The following is a 17,184-nucleotide window of genomic DNA, read 5'->3' on the forward strand; positions in this document are numbered from 1 at the left end:
AGAAAGGAGCTTACCCATGGGCAGAGATGCGGAAAAAACCATGAAAGATCTTCCAGATGGCGAAAAGAAAAATGATGAAAAAATTAAAACCGAGGCAGACCACCTCTACGACCTGCTCCGGCCCCTGCATCATCTGCCCAGGGGTAAAAACACATGGAACCCTGCAATCATTAAAAAATCATGGTTCTGGCCCCTCAGTGTGGCCATTCTGATGATTCTTTATTATGTTTATCCTCTGATCTGGGATTTTTTTGCCCAAAGCTCCGGTGGATAAAACCCAGCGCTGCCGGGACCAGTTCCTGAAATCCCCCCCTCTCCACCGGCGACCGAGATCCTCGAAGCCGGGCCCGGAGTGGGGGGCAATACACGGATTCAATGAATCCCGGAGCCAGCCTGAATAACATACAGCCCGAGGGGCTGCACAGAAAGGAGACATCCATGGTTCCCATCCGCATCCTTGTGGTGGACGATGAAAAGGACTTTACGGAAATACTCTGCATGAGACTCAACGCCGCAGGCTTTCAGGCCGATGAGGTGCATAGTGGTCTGGACGGCCTGAAAATGCTGGATACCAAGCCCTATGACGTTCTTATTCTGGATATCCGCATGCCCGGCATGGACGGACTTCAGGTACTGAGGCAGATCAAGACCGATCATATCTCAACGGAAGTAATTCTTCTTACGGGCCACGGCTCTACAGAAACCGCAGTGGAAGGCATGAAGCGGGGTGCCTTTGATTATGCCCTGAAACCCTATGACTTCAAGGAGCTGGTTGAAAAAATAAAAGAGGCCGCAGAGGTCAAAAGGAAAAGAGAAGCACGCATCCGGAGGGCCGAAGAACGCTCCCGTCTGGATAAATTGGAAAAAAGCATGCGGTTTTAGCTTATTCAGAATTTCCACCGCTGTAATTTCAACAGCTTCGTACTGCTGCAAGGCTCCGTGGCTATTTGCAAGTGACATTGCAATCGTTTCGGATCAGAGCTTTGCAGGCCTGTGCGAAAGAAGCGGCAAACTGTCTGAGCCGCCACAAAGGCAGCGTGCTTAAGCCTGCCATGGTAATCAAAAAGCTTATCCTGCCTGTGGCGGGGAGTTTTTGCCGCTTCCGCACAGGGCAAGAAGCTCCCGAATAAGATTGCGTCACGGGCAAATAGCCTGGATGCCTGTGCACCTGCCTGACAGCTATTATTGTGCTGAACAATTACCATAATTGAAAGGAAGCCCCCATGCTGCAGGGACCAGGAATGCGCCAGCGAATTTTCACGGGTATTGCCGCCCTGGCCATCCTTGCCATGGCAACAGGGGGTATAGCCTTTTTCAATCTCATGCAGGTCCGCAGCCATGCGGAAACCCTCACAAAGCACAACCTGCCCCAGCTTCAGATCGGCCACCAGATCCATCAGGAAGTCTCCCTGACCGGCTACCACATCCTCAACTACATTCTTCACGCAGATGCGGATGCGTGGGAAAGGGCCCGCCAGTCGACCCTTGCCTGCAACCGGATTCTCGAAAATGGAAAAGCACTGGCCCAGAAAAAAGGACTCCACGGATTTCAAAGACAGATTCTTGAAATGCAAAGGGCACTGGACCACTACAGTCAGGCCCTTTCCGACATTGGACTTGCCATTGAAAGTATAGAAAAAAATCATAACTTTGCCAAAAAAGCCTCCCATGCCTTTGTTCAGAACATCCATGCCTATATGGACATGCAGTGGGCGGAGCTGGACCGGCAGATTGAATCGGTTTTCACAGGGATCCCCCTGCTGCGGGAAGGGCTGAACCTTTCCACGGAAGAAGAGCTGATCATCCGCCAGCAGCGGCTTCTGGCGGGCTCCCGCATACTGGACATGGGCCGGATGATAGAAAACGAGTTGTGGAAGGGCGAAGTCCATCGCAGCCCCTCCCTTCTGGCCCGCCTACTCCCCCGCATCCCTGCTCTCCAGCAGAGCATGACAGAACTTCTGCTAGTTACAAGACAACGCCACAATACCGAGCTTCTGAATACGGCCATGGCATCCATGGAAGAAACCGGCCTTGCCATCAGCAACCTTATTGAAATCAGAAAAAATGTGGAAAAAGCCCTCTTCGATCACAACACAGCCTATGGCGAGCTGTTCCATCTTGCCGGAAGTATCGCAGATCAGGCCCATGAAAATGCCATGCAGGGAGGAAACCGCACCCGCGCCATTGCCGATGGCTTTGTGAAGTTTCTTGTGCCTTCAGGCTTGATAGCCATCTGTATTCTTATGGTGCTTTACGTTCAGGTGGCCCACCTTGAAAAACAGAGAAGGGAAATGAACCAGCTCAGCCTCCTTGCGGAAAAACTCCAAAAAGCGCCCACACCCGAGGCTGCGGCAGAACTCACCTTTAATGGGTGCAGAAAGCTATTTTATGAAGACTCCGGCATGGTGGCCCTGCTGGACGGGGATGGTCCCCCCCTGTGGCAAAAAGCATGGGGAAAAAAGCCTCCGGGTATTGCAGACCCTGGCGCTAAAAAATTAAACAGAAAAAGGGATACGGCCACAAAGGGGATCTTTTTTCACTCCATCCAGCCCCAGGAAGGGCCATCGGCCTTCTTAGCGATCAGGTTCCGCCACGGCTTTCCCATGCAGAGGCAGGCCGCAGGCGCAGCCCTTGCCCGCAACGTGGCAGATCACCTTAGCGCCAGCCTCAATGCCCTGCATCTCATGGAAAAACTCCGCATGGAATCCATCACCGATGCCCTCACGGGCCTTTACAACCGCAGGTACATGGAAGAAACCCTCCGCCGGGAGTTTTTACGCTGCCAGCGGAAAAACTGCTGCCTCAGTCTTCTTCTGCTGGATGCAGACCATTTCAAAAGGGTGAATGATACCCATGGCCATGAAACGGGCGACCTTGTACTTATCCAGCTTGCCTCTCTCCTGAAACAGGATGTACGGGCCGATGATGTGGCCTGCCGCATCGGCGGTGAGGAATTCCTCCTCATCCTGCCGGGACTCTGCCCGGACTCCGCCCTTAAAAGGGCCGAAGAAATCCGAAGGCTCGTTTCCCTCACACCCACAGAGACCGAAGATGGCAGAAAAATTTCCATCACCGTTTCCATGGGCCTTGCCGTGTATCCCTATGATGCAAAAGATCCCGAAGGACTGATCCGTGTAGCAGACAAGGGGCTGTATGCGGCCAAGACCTCAGGCAGAAATCGGGTCTGCCGTTATGCTGAAGAAACAGCCCTTGGGCAGGTCTAAACATGTACGATCCGGAAAGGTCTTTGCCTTATCAAAACAGCCTTAATATCTTTAGGGCCTTTAGGATAGAGACTTTAAGCATTTCAAAGGCTGCACCATAAAAAGGGCATCTCTGCCTGCCAAACTCAGATGCAGTCCCTGCAATCAGACCCCTTGCACCCTGTAAAAAAACCTGACTTCCCCACCACAAAACAGCAAGTCTGTACATAATATTCCCCCGCCACCAAAGGTATCTTACGCCCCTTCTCTGTGGAACACTTATTGCTAAAACCCTTGAGAAGCTTCCCTTAAGGAGGCAGATAACCATTTGTGCCCACAGAGGAGGCAGTGATGCTGAAAACCATGAAGTTGCGCACCCGACTGTTTGCAGGATTTGGCATTCTTACGGCCGTTATTTTCCTGATGAGCCTTGGCGCCGCCGTCAATCTTGGAAATATCCGCTCCCAGACAGACGAACTCATCCATGAAAATCTCCCCCAGTGGTCCTTTGCCAACACCATTTATGCCCAGGTGGCAACCACCGGATACCATATGACAGCCTATGAACTGAGCGGCAGTGAGGGGGATTTCAACGCTGCGGTGAATGCCTCTGGCCTTGCCCTGAAAACCGTGCAGGACGGCAGAAGAACCGATCTTGGAAAAAAAAATCCTGACTTTGCAAAAAAAATGCAGGACATGGAAAGCATTCTTTCCAGGTACCAGAACCTCATGAACCGCTCCCGGAGTGCTGCGGAAAACATCCGGGAGAACCATAAGGCCGTGGCAAGATCTGCCGATCTTTTCATTGAAAACATCACTGGATACAACGGCATGCAGAAGGAAGCCATGGTGCAGCAGCTTGCCTCAGCCTTTGGCGACAGGGGAATGGTGAGGGCAGGGCTGAATCTGGCTTCCGAAGAGGAATTGCAGATCCGCCACGACCGTATTCAGGCAGGCAGCGACATTTTAAGCAGCGGCAATGCCCTGTATGCGGCCCTATGGGAGGCAGAATCCCGCAGAGACAGCGAGGCCCTCTCTGCTCTTCTGCCGGAAATCCATCGGCTGCACCAAACCATGACAGAACTTGTGGAAGTAACCCGACAACCCCAGAACCTCAAGCAGCTCAGGGCTTCCATGGGAGCGCTGGACACCAATGTCAGCGCCGTTGAAAGCCTGATACGTTTGCGTCAGGGCGCCGTGGAAACAACAAGGGCCCAGAACCTTGCCTACAATGAACTCCTCAGCCTTGCCACGTCTCTTTCCAGTGAAGCCCACGGCCATGCCATGGAAGGGGGCGGGCAAACCAACCTTATTGTGCAGGGTTCCATGAAAACCCTCATACAGATGGCTGCAGCAGGCCTTATACTTGCCATTGTCCTCTCCTTCTTCATCATCCGGGCCATCACCGCCCCCATCCGGGAAACATCCCTTCTGCTGAAGGATATTGCCGAAGGTGAAGGAGATCTTACCAGAAGGCTTCATGTAAAAACCCGTGATGAAATGGGAGAAATGGCTGAATGGTTCAATCGTTTTGCGGAAAATATCCGGAAAATGGTTCAGCAGATCAGCCATAAGTCAGCGGACCTCAGCACAACAGCCAGAGAACTGACAACGCTTTCCGTCAGCATGGATGAAGAATCCGTGCATACCCGCAGCCTTTCAAAAAATACGGAAAGCTCCCTGTCCAGCACCAGCCGGGATATGCAGGATGTGGCCGCCGCCGTATCCCAGGCTTCGGGCAACCTTTCCACCATTGCAGCAGCCAGCGAAGAAATGACGGCCAGCATTTCAGAAATAGCCAGAAACGCTTCCAGTGCCAGTGACATTGCCAAAAAAGCCGCCATTGAAGGGGCTTCCGCCTCAGAACGCATGGCCAGCCTCGGTGCCTCTGCCCGCAGCATCGACAAGGTGACCGAAGCCATTGAGGCCATTTCCGCCCAGATCAACCTTCTGGCCCTGAACGCCACCATTGAGGCGGCCCGGGCAGGAGAGGCAGGCAGGGGCTTTGCCGTTGTTGCCAATGAAATCAAGGAGCTGGCCAGACAGACCGGCGAATCCACCCAGGAAATCAAATCCCGCATTGAAGACATTCAGGAGAGCAGCAGAAACTCCGAGCAGGAGATCATCGGTATCACAAAGATCATCAACGAGATTGAGGATATTGTGACCAGCATAGCCGCCGCCGTAGAAGAACAGGCCTTTACCATGCAGGAGGTAGCGGCCAATATTGGTGAAGCCGCTGCGGGTATCTCCGAGGTCAATGACAAGGTGGGGGCATCTGCAGGACGCATCGGGGAGGCCAGCCATGAAACCACAGAGGTTGCCCGTGCCGCCACCCGCATGGAGTCCGGCAGTCACGGGGTCAGAAAAGGCGCCGAAGAACTGGCGGGCCTTGCGGAATCCCTGAAGGTCATGGTGGGCCGTTTCAGGACATCCTGAAGCAAAAAATCCGGATGCGGGCAGGCAGATTAAAAAAAGTGAGGATACCTCCATGAACGTCGTGCAGCTTGACAATGACTATGCCGACAAAGATTCCTTTGAGCTGGTGGAAATAGAACCCTTCCTTTATGAAAGGGATGGCCGCTGGCATGCCCGCTTTGAAGACATGACACTCTCATCGGTTTTTCAGCCCCTTTTCAGCCCTGCCCATCAGGCCTGCGTGGGCATGGAAGCGCTGGTACGTGTTCAGAACAGTCAGGGCAGCCACATTCCCCCTCCCCGGCTTTTTTCAGGAAAAAACCGGAAACGCATTGTGCTGGCAGACCGTATCTGCCGCCTGCTCCATGCAAAAAACTATCTTGACCTGAAGCGGAATGACTTCTGGTTATCCGTCAACATTGCCCATGAAGTGGCTGTCCACGGCCGCAGCTATGGACCTTTTCTTAAAGAAGTATTTTCAAAACTTGCCATCCGGCCCGAAAGCATTGTCCTTGAGATCATGGAGCACCCCGTGGAAGACCCCCTTCTCCTTGATTCCGCCCTGGCCTTTTACCGAAAAATTGGCTGCCATATTGCTCTGGATGACTTCGGTGCGGGCCGGTCCCATTTTGACCGGGTCTGGCGGCTCAATCCCCAGATTGTTAAGCTGGACAGAAATCTCATTGCCCATGCCAGTAAAAACGCCCGCATCAAACATATCTTCTGCGGTATGGTTTCCCTGCTCCAGCAGAGCGGCAGCCTTGTGCTGGTAGAAGGAATTGAAAGCGAGGAAGAGGCTGTCATCGTCCTTGAGGCAGGGGCAGATCTGGTTCAGGGCTACTATTTTGAAAAACCCGGCCCAAGTCCGTCCTTTGATTTCAAAGGCTGGGGAAACCTTTACAGAAAGTACCACAGAAACACCGCACTGACGGAAGAGAAAAACCATGACCGGTATGCCCTGCTGGGAGAAGCCTTCAGCAAGGGATGTGATGCCATTGCCAGAGGAAGCAGCCTTATGGATGCATGTAAAAATCTCCTTGAACACCCCGATGTGCTTCGCTGCTTCTGCCTCACTTCCGAAGGGCACCTTCTGGGAGAACCCGTTTTTCCAGATGCCGCATCCAGGGTTTCTCCTCCTTCCCTCATGCCCCTGATTCCCGGCAAAGCCAGGGACAATCTTTTCCGGCCCTATCTGAAAAACGCCCTGCGCTATCCGGGAAAGATCTGCCGGACCCGGCCCTACCGCTCATTTTTTCAGGACGGACTTTGTGTCACCCTTTCCCGGATGATCAGCAGTGAGGCATCCGGATACAGCATCATTTTCTGCTGCGACATACGGGAGCCATGGCAGAATTCCCCGGAAGAAACCCCGGAAACGTCCCTTTCCAGTATCTGAAAGGGGCAATGAAAAGAAATTTTTGAATATGCCATTTTTTCGAAACCGAAAATTATAAAATAACTATTACCATTTAATCCTTTGTGAGAACATGCTCACAATAGCATTCTGTAAAAATATTTTAATAAAAAGCATCATAATTAAGAGGTATACTTTATGGAAAATCAAAGTTTAAGCGGTACATACCTGACATTTTCTTTGGGAGAAGAGAATTACGGCATAGTAATTATCAAGGTTAAGGAAATCATCGGTATGATGACCATTACCTCCGTGCCACAAACGCCGGATTTTATTAAGGGGGTCATAAACCTAAGGGGCAAGGTTATTCCCGTTGTGGATCTTCGCCTTAAGTTTTCCATGCCACCCACGGATTACACGGACCGGACCTGTATCATTGTCGTTGAAGTATGGAGCCTCTCCTCCTCCATCCAGATGGGCTGTGTTGTGGACTCTGTGTCCGAGGTACTGAACATCAAGGCCGAAGACATAGAACCTGCCCCTTCCTTTGGAACAAAACTCAATACGGATTATATTCTCGGCATGGCCAAAATGGACGGCAAGGTCAATATCCTCCTGGACATCGACAGCATCCTGACCACCGAGGAAGTTGACTTCCTCAATGCAGAAAAAACGAACGACTAAACCCAGTAAACAATCAGCAGGAGAACAGATTTTTCAAAAAACCGACAATGTGTAAAGATTTCTGTCACCGATACGGAGGAGGGTATGCATCTGACATTGCCCATGGACACAGTGAGGCTCAGCCAGAATCAGGCAGCATCTTTTTTCGATCTCCCATCCCCCGTCCGAGGAGCATCCCAGGCCCAGGAGCTGGGACTTGCACCTGTTGTGGCCCACAGAGTCATAAAAAACCTTTGGCGGCAGCCTGCATCCTGTCAAAACCGGAGAGCTTTCCGGTGAAATCCAGGGTTTTCTCCCCTACCCCAAGTGTTGACAGGACCGGAATTTGCATACCCTGCGTCCATATAAGACCCCCTGATATACCCGTGGCTCCTGCAGGATCAAAACCCAAAAAGTCCTTTAAAATTCAGGGGCTTTCAACCTTAAAGAGGAGCTGCACCCGGAAAACTTCTGTCAACTCTTTCAAAAAGGAAAAATTCCATGAAAAAATCCTGGACCATAGGAAAAAAACTCATCACGGCTTTCCTTTCCGTTTCCCTCATCACCCTCTTTGTGGGCCTTGTCAGTTTTGTCAGCATGTTCCGCGTATCCGGTGTGGCAGAAAACCTTGCCCAAAGCAGTGTACCCGCCGTAGCCGTGGCAAACGATGTGGAACGCATGGCCATGATGACCATGTATGCCTCCCGCGGATACGCCTACACGGAAAACAGGGAATTTCTTCGGGCCGCAAGGGAGAGCCTTGCCCTCACCATGGAACACATCAGGGAAGCCAGTGCCCATGCCACCGCAAGAAACATGGCCTTTCTTTCGGACAATGCGGATACTGCGGCAAGGGCCACGGAAGCCTACGGCCAGCTTCTGGACCAGACGGTACAGCAGACTGAAATCATTGGCAGGGCTGTCTTAAGTGCCGATGGGGCAGCAGAACAGTTCGTGCAGAGCATGGAGGCCTATCTCGGGGTGCAGGAAAGGGCCATGGAAAGCTTTCTTGAACAAAACCTTTCTACGGCAGAAAGGTCCATGAGCGAAGAAGGCCGCCGCTTCATCCGTGACGAGGTGTGGATACGCACCATCAGAATCAAGGCCGGAAACGACATTCTGGATCTGGGAACCGCCATCATCACAGACACCTGGCGGGCCATTGCGGGCAGGGACGTGCAGCGGTTCAGGCAGACCATGGAGCGCTTTGACGGACTCAACCGCAGCCTTGAAGATCTGATACGGGTAACCCGGCAGGAGCACAACCTGAGACTGCTCCAGACCTGCCTCAGGGCGGCTTCGGACTACCATGAAAACATGGAAATTTTTCTTAATGCGTGGCTGGAGCGGGAAGCGCTGGGGGAACAGAGAAACAGGGCTGCGGAACAGGTGCTGCAGGCGGCCTCAGCTACGGCTGCCGCAGGCATTGCGGACACAGGGCAGGCCGCCCTTTCCGTGACCCAACAACTGGGCCTTGCCTCCACCATCATCAGTATTTCTGCAATTTTTGCCGTAGCTGCGGCCATCGGCCTTGGCCTTATCATCACACGGAGCATCAATACCAATTTAAGCCGCATCATTGGAGGCCTTAACGAAGGTTCAGATCAGGTGGCTTCGGCTTCGGGTCAGATATCTTCCGCCAGCATCTCCCTTGCCGAAGGCGCCAGCGAGCAGGCCGCATCCATAGAAGAAACTTCTTCTTCCATGGAAGAAATATCTTCCATGATCAAACAGAATGCGGACAATGCAGGGGAAGCAAATACCCTTATGGGTCAGACAAGGGAGGTGGTAAACACCGCCACTGCCTCCATGGCCGAGCTTACCGGCTCCATGACAGACATTTCAAAGGCCAGCGACGAAACCTCTAAAATCATAAAAACCATAGACGAGATCGCCTTCCAGACCAACCTGCTGGCCCTCAATGCCGCCGTTGAGGCGGCCCGCGCCGGGGAAGCAGGTGCCGGTTTTGCCGTGGTTGCCGATGAGGTGAGAAACCTTGCCATGCGGGCTGCGGAAGCGGCAAAAAACACAGCAGAACTCATTGATGGTACGGTGAAAAAGGTACAGCAGGGAAGCGAGCTTGTCAGCCGCACCAACAGCGCCTTCAGTGAGGTAGCTTCCAGCAACACCCAGGTGGGTCAGCTTGTGGCGGAAATTGCCGCCGCCTCCAAGGAGCAGGCACAGGGCATAGAACAGATCAACAGGGCCGTTGCGGAAATGGATAAGGTTGTACAGCATAATGCAGCCAATGCCGAGGAATCCGCTTCCGCTTCCGAAGAAATGAATGCACAGGCCGAACAGATGAAATCCATGGTTCAGGAACTGGTGGCCATGGTGGGTGGTGCTGCTGCCAGTGCCAGAAGGCATTCCTATGGCACGACCCATTACAGGGAAGAAAGCCAGAACCGCCCGTCCCCTGCAAGGACACAGGCTCCGGCAAGGCTGAATCAGGACAGAAGCCTGAAACGCCCCGCCCAAACCAAAGGCAAAGAAATCAACCCAAAGCAGGTGATCCCCATGGATGACGACGATGATTTCACCCGCTTCTGATAAATGAAGAATGGGAAGTGAGAAGTTCTTGCAAAGGGCAATGAAAGGAAAAAACCATGAAACCTAAGGCCGACCGGTCTTCCCACGGCATCTGGGCCGTGGATTTCAAAATTACCATCTCCTTTATTGCCATGGTCAGCATTATTCTCTGCGTGGGTATGGCGGGCTTTGGCGCCGTTTCCATGCTGCAGACATCCTTAAAAAATTTTGGAGAAAACCGCATACCGGACTTAAAGGCTCTGGCTGTCCTGAACCAGCACCGCATGGCCATACGTGGTGATACCTTTGCCGTCAGCCTTCTCCTTCATGAAAAGGCTGATGCAAAAGCCTATGGAGCCATCAGGGTACATCAGCAGGAAGCCTGGAAATATATAGATGAAGCCTGGCTGGCCCTGCGGACCAACCCCAGACAGTCAGAAAAGGGAATCGAGCTTATTCGGCGTGCTGAAGCGGACTACGATGCCTGGCGCAGCATCCACCGGCGCATGGACACGGTTCTGCAGCAACTGGCGGACCCTGCCAACAGCCTGCGGCAGACGGAGCTGCACCATCAGTACATGCAGCTCACGGCAGAGGCCCTGCCCCTGTCCAACACCATATCCCTTACCTTTGACGGCCTCACGGATAACAATATTGCCAACACATCTGCCATGGTAGAACGCAGCCTTGGCATTGCAGGCATCCTGCACAAGGGAGCCGTATTTTCCCTTCTGCTGGGTACTGGAATCTCGATTTTTCTTTTTATTCTGAGCCACAGGGCAAGGCAGGAATCCGCAAGGCAGAGATGGATAGCCCATCAGGATCTTGAACGGAGAAGGGCCAATCTTCAGGCCATTTTTGACACAGCCCCCGTGGGAATGATTCTTCTCAACGGGGAGGGAAAGGTGCGACAGATCAACCCCGTTGTCTCAGGTATCACAGGCATGCCGGGAAGTTGCGGAATGTTCAGGCAGATTGGGGAATTTCTGAACTGCATCCATGCCCATTTACCGGAAAAGGGCTGCGGATACAGAAAGGAAGGCCCCTGCGGTCAGTGCCGTATCCGGGCAGCCCTTGAGTGCGCCCTTGAGGCCCGCAAGGAAATACGGGGCGTGGAAAGCGCCCATACCCTCAGCATACACGGAAGAACGGAGAATTTCTTTTTTCAGATCAGCGCAGCGCCCCTCTTTCTGGACGGCAGCAACCACGTTCTCCTGACCCTCTTTGACATCACAGACCACAAGGAAACCGAGGCGGAACTCCGCAGCAGCAACATGATGCTGGAAAAAACCATCGCCCATGCCAGTAATCTGGCCAGAAAAGCCGCCCTCAGCTCCAGGGATTAAGCATTTCTACACCGCTGCTTTCCATATCCTTTATATTTCTTGTCACCACAACAAGATCATGGGATATCCCGGTAGCAGCGATAAGAGAATCCATGGTGGGCATTTTTAGTCCCGACTTTTCTGCCTTTGCCTGAATTTTACCCCAGATGGCTGCGGTCTTTAAGTCAAAATTTATTATTTTATGCTGAAATCTTTTTTTCAAATCAAAGGAGACCCACCAGTGAAGATCGTTTCGCTTTTTACCTTCCGGCAGCTTTTCAATACCTCTATACAGTTCACCAATGGTCAAAACACTGATGAATAATTGTATTTCTTCAACACTGGAGATCCATTGAACTACTTTGGAATCCGGATGCTTTTTAATCAGCTCCGAAATAACACATGTATCCAGAAGATAATTCATAGGTCTATATCCCTTGAAATATCCTTGCTCCTTGATAAATCAATATCTGCATCTGCCAGTGGTGAATTCTTAAAAAACTGCACCAGACTCGTTTTGGGTTTTGTAAGGCTTTTGTACTCTTCAACTGAAAGCACAACAACGGCTTCCTTTCCATGCCTCGTTACAATTTGAGGCCCTTTTTTTTGAGCAGTCTCTACAAGATGGCTGAATTTATTTTTTGCGTCCTGGAGCTGCCAGTAATTTTCAATCATGATGTCACCTATTTACTCTTGTTAAAGCCACAAGTTCAAGCTAGACTGTCTAAACAATAAAGATCTCAGCCCGCAAAGTCAATACTGTGTAAATAGAGGTGCTTGCCATGTGCATTGTATTTATGTATTATTATGAGGCACTTAAATTTGTTTTTAGGAGGATGCAATGTCAACATTTGCAAGAATTACCTTTGATTCCAGAGTAATGGGAGGCAAACCCTGTATTCGTGGTATGCGGATAACAGCCGGTACAATTGTAGGATTGGTAGCTTCGGGTCATAGCAAGGAAAAAATATTAAATCTTTATCCTTATCTTGAATCTGAGGATATTGACGAAGCGCTTGCCTATGCTGCCTGGCGTGTTGAGGAAATTGACATACCGCTTATGCATGAATCTGCATGAAATTCCTGATAGATATGAATCTTTACCCTCAGTGGGTATCCGTGTTTGAAAATGCCGGCTGGGAAGCCCAACATTGGTCGTTTATCGGGAAACCAAACACACCTGACAAAGAAATTTTTGAATATGCCAAGTCCAATGGATATGTCATTTTTACACACGACTTGGATTTTGGAACCATACTCGCCGCAACAAATACGGATTTTCCAAGCGTCATTCAAATTAGAATCCAGGATGTAACGCCTGAACATCTATCCGACTACATCATTTCAGCAACACATCAGTTTAAAAAACATCTCGAAGAAGGGGCTTTGATTACCATCGATGAAAAAAAATCCAGGGCCCGTATTCTACCTCTCCGAAAATAAAACGCCATTTGCCATTGAAAAACTCTAAAATGCGCAATACCGAAAAGAAAAACAAGACTCCCCTGATAAGGCAGCCCGTACTTGCGGTACTGCTGATTGTCCTTCTTGCAGGAACCCTGCTGCTCACCTCATGGAGAATCCATCTTGCGGAAAGGGAGTTTCTGGCCCGCCTTCTGGTGCAGACAGAACTTCTTGCGGAAACCATCAACCCTGAACGGGTCATGGCTCTATCGGGATCTGCTGACGATCTTAATAAGCCTGAATACCAGCGCTTAAAAAAACAGTTCGAAACGGCCATCCGCCTGTCAACGGACTACCGCTACATCTATCTCATGGGCAGAGACGGGGAAGGCCGTCTTTTTTTCTTCATCGATGTGGGGCAGACAGATACGGGGATCAAGGATGCCCTACCCGGCACCCTCTACCTTGACGATCATGACGGCTCCATGTCCAGAATTTTTACGGAAAATTTCTCCATATCCGGAGGTCCATACACGGATGCCTGGGGCACCTTCATGTCCGGCGTTGCGCCCGTGAGAGATCCCAGAAACGGTGAGGTGCTTGCTATCCTTGGTCTGGATGTGGATGTCAGGGCATGGAAACAGAGTCTTTATCCAAAAACCCTGCCCCCATTGATTTTTATGCTCTTCCTTATTGCTGCCCTGTTCATGGTCTCACACCTTTTGTCCCAGTCAAGGAAAAATGAAAATCGCCTTCCTGCCCCTGTGCATTTTCTTATTCCCACGACCCTTTTTATCCTTGGCATTGCCTTTTCTGCCCTGCTTGGCTGGGCTGGCCATTCCTATGAGAATCACAGGCGTCACGGTATTTTTTCAGAACTGGCCCACGGGCAGGTACGGGCCGTAAAAGAAGCGCTCTTTGATCTCCGGGACTATCAGCTTGAAGGACTCGCTGCTTTCTTTAAAGGGTCAGAAAAGGTTGAAACCCATGAATTTCATGCATACACGAACCACCTTGTAAAAGATTCAGCTATCCATGCCTGGGGCTGGGCACCCCTTGTCCGGGATAATGAAAAAACAGACTTTGAAAATACCATTCGCAGTAAGGGGATGAAGGATTTCAGGGTCTGGCAAAGGGATGGTAAGGACAGACAGATTTCCCCTGCCATGCAGGGGGGATATTTTCCACTCATGATGGTCAGTCCTGTGGAAGGAAACGAAACGGCTCTGGGCTTTGATCTGGGTTCGGAACCTTTACGCAGAGCTGCAATGGAAAAATCCTGGCGTACAGGTCTTGTCACGGCATCCGTTCCCCTTAGCCTGATTCATCAGAATTCGGGAGAAAAGGGAATTTTTGTGTTCCGCCCTGTTTTTTCCAAAGAAACATCCGGTGAACCCCAGGGTTTTGTTATGGCTGTGGTGAGGATGGAGCCGCTTCTTCGTTCTGTCTCATCCCCCAGAGCCCTGACGAATTTTACCATCTTTTTCCTCTCTCCGGACAAAGGGGCAGAGTTTCTTGCCCGGATGGAAAGCGGCCCTGAAATTTCTGCTGCAGGGTTTGCCCTCTCTTACCCCATCTTTATTTTTGGCAGGGTATTTGTTGTTACCGTGAAGGCCAATGCAAAATTCCTCCGGCTCTCCCCCCCGAGATCCGGTTTTTTTATTTTCCTGACAGGAAGCCTTCTGAGCACAGTCCTTGCTCTTTTTCTCAGCCATGTGCTCCAGCGGCGCAGGATACTGGAAGAAATGGTTGAGGAAAAAAGTTCAGAGCTGCAAAAAAAAACCATGATCCTTGAAAACATCATGGAAACAACCCTCTCAGGCTATTGGGTCTGGAATATACCTGAAAAGAGTCTGTATCTCAGCCCCGGTTTTAAAACCATGTTCGGGTACAAAGAGGAGGAGCTGCCCAACACCATCAGGACCTGGAAAAGCCTGCTTCATGGGCCGGACTATGCTGCCGCTCAAGAAAACTTTCTAAAACACACCCTCAGCCATGGCAGAGAGCCGTTTTTCTGTGAACTAAGGTATATCCACAAAGAAGGACACATCATTTGGGCCATCTGTACAGGCAGTGTCATTTCATGGGCTGAGGACGGCTCCCCCTTGCGCATGGTCGGATGCCACGTGGACATCACGGCTCAGAAAGAGGTACAGGCAAGAATCAAGGCCCTCAGTGAGAGGCAGCAGTCCCTTCTCATGACGGTTCCGGACATTGTGATGGAGGTGGACACCCACAGGATCTATACATGGGCCAATGAGGCGGGAATACAGTTTTTCGGAGAAGATGTCATTGGCAGAGAAGCGCAGGACTTCTTTGAGGGAGAACAGACTACCTATGAAATTGTAAAACCCCTCTTCCTTGGGGATGAACAGGTAATTTCTCTGGAAAGCTGGCAGATGAGAAGGGATGGTGCCAAGCGTCTCCTGTCGTGGCGCTGCCGAACGCTCAAGGATGAAAATGGTTATGTGACAGGTGTGCTTGCAATAGCAAGGGACATTACGGAAAATCAGCAGCACGCAAGAAATCTCATTGAAACCAGCCTGGACCCTATGGTTACCATCAGTGCCGAAGGAATCATTACGGATGTGAACATGGCTGCGGAAAAAATAACGGGCATCAGCCGGGATCGCCTCATGGGAAGTGATTTTTCAGCTTACTTCACGGATTCCGAATCAGCCCGCCAGGGATACCGGGACGTGCTGGAAAAGGGTGAGATCAGGGATTATCCCCTTGTGGTACGCCACACTTCCGGAAAACTCTACGATGTTCTCTTCAACGCCTCCGTCTATCGCAGTGAGGAAGGGGAAATCCTTGGCATTTTTGCGGCAGCCCGGGACATCACGGACCGGAAACATGTGGAGCTTGAGCTACAGAAAGCCAAGGACGCCGCCGAACAGGCCAGCAGGGCCAAAAGTGCCTTTGTGGCCAGCATGAGCCATGAAATCCGCACACCCCTCAATGCCATTATCGGATTCAGCTCCATTCTGGAACGCCACCCCCTCCTTGCTACCCAACAGCGGGAACAGGTGGCACTCATCCGTCAAAGTGGTGATCACCTGCTGGAGCTGATCAATGAAATCCTTGAAATGGCCAGAATAGAAGCCGATGCACTCACCTTCCATCCGGAAATTTTCAGCCTGAAGGCCTTTTTACATGACATGGAAAAAGTGAGCCATAACAGGGCCGAAGCAAAGGGCCTTCATTTTCAGGTCATCTGCCAGAATACTCCTGAATTTGTGAAAGGAGATGTGATCAAACTGAGGCAGATTCTCATCAATCTTCTGGGAAATGCCATAAAATTCACCACATCCGGCATGGTTCAGCTCCATGTAAGGGTGGAAGACGGCCCCCGTCAGGGGAGCCTTCAGCTTGTGGCACAGGTGGAAGATACGGGACCGGGTATTCACGAAGATGAGCTGGCCAGAATTTTTCTGCCCTTCCATCAGGCGGATGAAGGTCTGAGGGCTGGAGGCACAGGCCTTGGCCTTGCCATCTGCCGACATCTTGCAGAGTTCATGGACGGGGAAATCAGCGCAGAAAGTCAGCCGGGATCCGGCTCCGTCTTCACGCTCCGGGTTCCGGTACAAAGGGCCGATGCAGCCGGGAGCCAGCCCTCTGCTTCTCCGGACAAAAAAATTATCGGACTCAGAGTCAGACCCGATGCCCGCAGGATTCTCATTGTGGATGATCTGGATCAGAACCGCCGTATGCTGCATACCATGCTCTCTCCCTTCGGGTTTGACATCCGGGAGGCGGAGAATGGACAGGAGGCACTGGAAATTTTTGAAATATGGCAGCCCCATGCCATCCTCATGGACATGCGGATGCCCGTCATGGACGGCCTTGAAGCCACGCGCCGCATCAAAAGCCATGGAAGCGGAGCAAATACACCTGTCATTGCGGTCACAACCCTTGTAATGAAGGAAGATATGCAGGATATGCTGGCATCGGGTATGGCAGCCTGCCTGAACAAACCCTTTAAAATGGAAGAGCTGTTCAAACTTCTGGCGGAAACCCTCCATCTTGAGCTGATGTATAAAGAAGAAACAGAGCCAGATGAAACAATGATATATCCTTCCCTCACCCCCGATGACATAAAGCACCTTTCCCCAAACCTGATTCACAGCATGAAAGAGGCCGTTGAAAACGGAGAAATCACCCGTATGAATGACATCCTTGAATCCCTGAGGCAGGAAGACGCTGTCCTTGCGGGCAGAATCAAAAAACTGAGCGATGCCTTTGAGTATGAAAAACTGCTGCGCATTCTGAATCGGGAAGGATAAAA

Annotated in this window: 13 protein-coding genes; 11 read left to right on the forward strand and 2 right to left on the reverse strand. The window is 51.3% G+C overall.

Going from position 1 to position 17,184, the window contains the following annotated elements; all coding sequences use genetic code 11:
- Positions 1–16: 16 nt before the first annotated feature.
- The 8 genes from LZ24_RS05345 (at position 17) to LZ24_RS05380 (ending at position 11,513) form a co-directional block, all read left to right on the forward strand.
- Positions 17–274, forward strand: coding sequence for a hypothetical protein (locus LZ24_RS05345; protein ID WP_144683118.1), 258 nt, complete (start codon positions 17–19; stop codon positions 272–274).
- A gap of 164 nt (positions 275–438) precedes the next feature.
- A complete protein-coding gene (locus LZ24_RS05350) occupies positions 439–882 on the forward strand; it encodes a response regulator (RefSeq protein WP_144683120.1) in 444 nt (147 codons plus the stop codon).
- 341 nt (positions 883–1,223) lie between these two features.
- Positions 1,224–3,224 (forward strand): GGDEF domain-containing protein, encoded by a 2,001-nt coding sequence (locus tag LZ24_RS05355; protein ID WP_144683122.1) that lies wholly within the window; start codon positions 1,224–1,226, stop codon positions 3,222–3,224.
- Between the two features lie 330 nt (positions 3,225–3,554).
- A complete protein-coding gene (locus LZ24_RS05360) occupies positions 3,555–5,642 on the forward strand; it encodes a methyl-accepting chemotaxis protein (RefSeq protein WP_144683124.1) in 2,088 nt (695 codons plus the stop codon).
- A gap of 52 nt (positions 5,643–5,694) precedes the next feature.
- Positions 5,695–7,017 carry an EAL domain-containing protein gene (locus tag LZ24_RS05365; RefSeq protein ID WP_144683126.1) on the forward strand — a complete coding sequence of 441 codons (1,323 nt, stop codon included), beginning with the start codon at positions 5,695–5,697 and terminating at the stop codon, positions 7,015–7,017.
- 156 nt (positions 7,018–7,173) lie between these two features.
- Positions 7,174–7,659, forward strand: a complete 486-nt coding sequence (locus tag LZ24_RS05370) for a chemotaxis protein CheW (RefSeq protein ID WP_144683128.1) — start codon at positions 7,174–7,176, stop codon at positions 7,657–7,659.
- A 480-nt stretch (positions 7,660–8,139) separates the two neighbouring features.
- Positions 8,140–10,188, forward strand: coding sequence for a methyl-accepting chemotaxis protein (locus LZ24_RS05375; RefSeq protein WP_246118523.1), 2,049 nt, complete (start codon positions 8,140–8,142; stop codon positions 10,186–10,188).
- 56 nt (positions 10,189–10,244) lie between these two features.
- Positions 10,245–11,513, forward strand: a complete 1,269-nt coding sequence (locus LZ24_RS05380; RefSeq protein ID WP_144683130.1) for a PAS domain-containing protein — start codon at positions 10,245–10,247, stop codon at positions 11,511–11,513.
- On the opposite strand, the gene LZ24_RS05385 is transcribed toward LZ24_RS05380, so the two are convergent.
- Positions 11,497–11,916 (reverse strand): type II toxin-antitoxin system VapC family toxin, encoded by a 420-nt coding sequence (locus LZ24_RS05385; RefSeq protein WP_144683132.1) that lies wholly within the window; start codon positions 11,914–11,916, stop codon positions 11,497–11,499. The two genes, LZ24_RS05380 and LZ24_RS05385, sit on opposite strands and share 17 nt — an antisense overlap.
- The gene (locus LZ24_RS05390) at positions 11,913–12,167 is read right to left on the reverse strand and encodes a type II toxin-antitoxin system Phd/YefM family antitoxin (protein WP_144683135.1); all 255 of its coding nucleotides are present in this window, start codon (positions 12,165–12,167) and stop codon (positions 11,913–11,915) included. Before LZ24_RS05390 ends, LZ24_RS05385 begins: the two co-directional genes overlap by 4 nt.
- Positions 12,168–12,333: 166 nt before the next feature.
- Between LZ24_RS05390 and LZ24_RS05395 the strand changes: the two genes are divergently transcribed.
- Genes LZ24_RS05395 through LZ24_RS05405 form a run of 3 tightly spaced genes read left to right on the forward strand, consistent with a single transcriptional unit; the run spans position 12,334 to position 17,182 of the window.
- Positions 12,334–12,570 carry a DUF433 domain-containing protein gene (locus tag LZ24_RS05395; protein WP_144683137.1) on the forward strand — a complete coding sequence of 79 codons (237 nt, stop codon included), beginning with the start codon at positions 12,334–12,336 and terminating at the stop codon, positions 12,568–12,570.
- Entirely contained in the window at positions 12,567–12,935 is a 369-nt protein-coding gene (locus LZ24_RS05400; protein ID WP_144683141.1) for a DUF5615 family PIN-like protein, read from the forward strand. Before LZ24_RS05395 ends, LZ24_RS05400 begins: the two co-directional genes overlap by 4 nt.
- Before the next feature lie 29 nt (positions 12,936–12,964).
- Complete coding sequence (locus tag LZ24_RS05405) at positions 12,965–17,182, forward strand: PAS domain S-box protein (protein ID WP_144683144.1); 4,218 nt, start codon at positions 12,965–12,967, stop codon at positions 17,180–17,182.
- The last annotated feature ends 2 nt before the right edge of the window (positions 17,183–17,184 follow it).

The sequence above is a fragment of the Desulfobotulus alkaliphilus genome, from assembly GCF_007830435.1.
GTDB classification, from domain to species: Bacteria; Desulfobacterota; Desulfobacteria; order Desulfobacterales; family ASO4-4; genus Desulfobotulus; species Desulfobotulus alkaliphilus.

Coding starts and splice junctions, on each gene's coding strand:
- LZ24_RS05345 (WP_144683118.1), top strand. CDS start 17: ATGGGCAGAGATGCGGAAAAAACCATGAAAGATCTTCCAGATGGCGAA.
- LZ24_RS05350 (WP_144683120.1), top strand. CDS start 439: ATGGTTCCCATCCGCATCCTTGTGGTGGACGATGAAAAGGACTTTACG.
- LZ24_RS05355 (WP_144683122.1), top strand. CDS start 1,224: ATGCTGCAGGGACCAGGAATGCGCCAGCGAATTTTCACGGGTATTGCC.
- LZ24_RS05360 (WP_144683124.1), top strand. CDS start 3,555: ATGCTGAAAACCATGAAGTTGCGCACCCGACTGTTTGCAGGATTTGGC.
- LZ24_RS05365 (WP_144683126.1), top strand. CDS start 5,695: ATGAACGTCGTGCAGCTTGACAATGACTATGCCGACAAAGATTCCTTT.
- LZ24_RS05370 (WP_144683128.1), top strand. CDS start 7,174: ATGGAAAATCAAAGTTTAAGCGGTACATACCTGACATTTTCTTTGGGA.
- LZ24_RS05375 (WP_246118523.1), top strand. CDS start 8,140: ATGAAAAAATCCTGGACCATAGGAAAAAAACTCATCACGGCTTTCCTT.
- LZ24_RS05380 (WP_144683130.1), top strand. CDS start 10,245: ATGAAACCTAAGGCCGACCGGTCTTCCCACGGCATCTGGGCCGTGGAT.
- LZ24_RS05385 (WP_144683132.1), bottom strand. CDS start 11,916: ATGAATTATCTTCTGGATACATGTGTTATTTCGGAGCTGATTAAAAAG.
- LZ24_RS05390 (WP_144683135.1), bottom strand. CDS start 12,167: ATGATTGAAAATTACTGGCAGCTCCAGGACGCAAAAAATAAATTCAGC.
- LZ24_RS05395 (WP_144683137.1), top strand. CDS start 12,334: ATGTCAACATTTGCAAGAATTACCTTTGATTCCAGAGTAATGGGAGGC.
- LZ24_RS05400 (WP_144683141.1), top strand. CDS start 12,567: ATGAAATTCCTGATAGATATGAATCTTTACCCTCAGTGGGTATCCGTG.
- LZ24_RS05405 (WP_144683144.1), top strand. CDS start 12,965: ATGCGCAATACCGAAAAGAAAAACAAGACTCCCCTGATAAGGCAGCCC.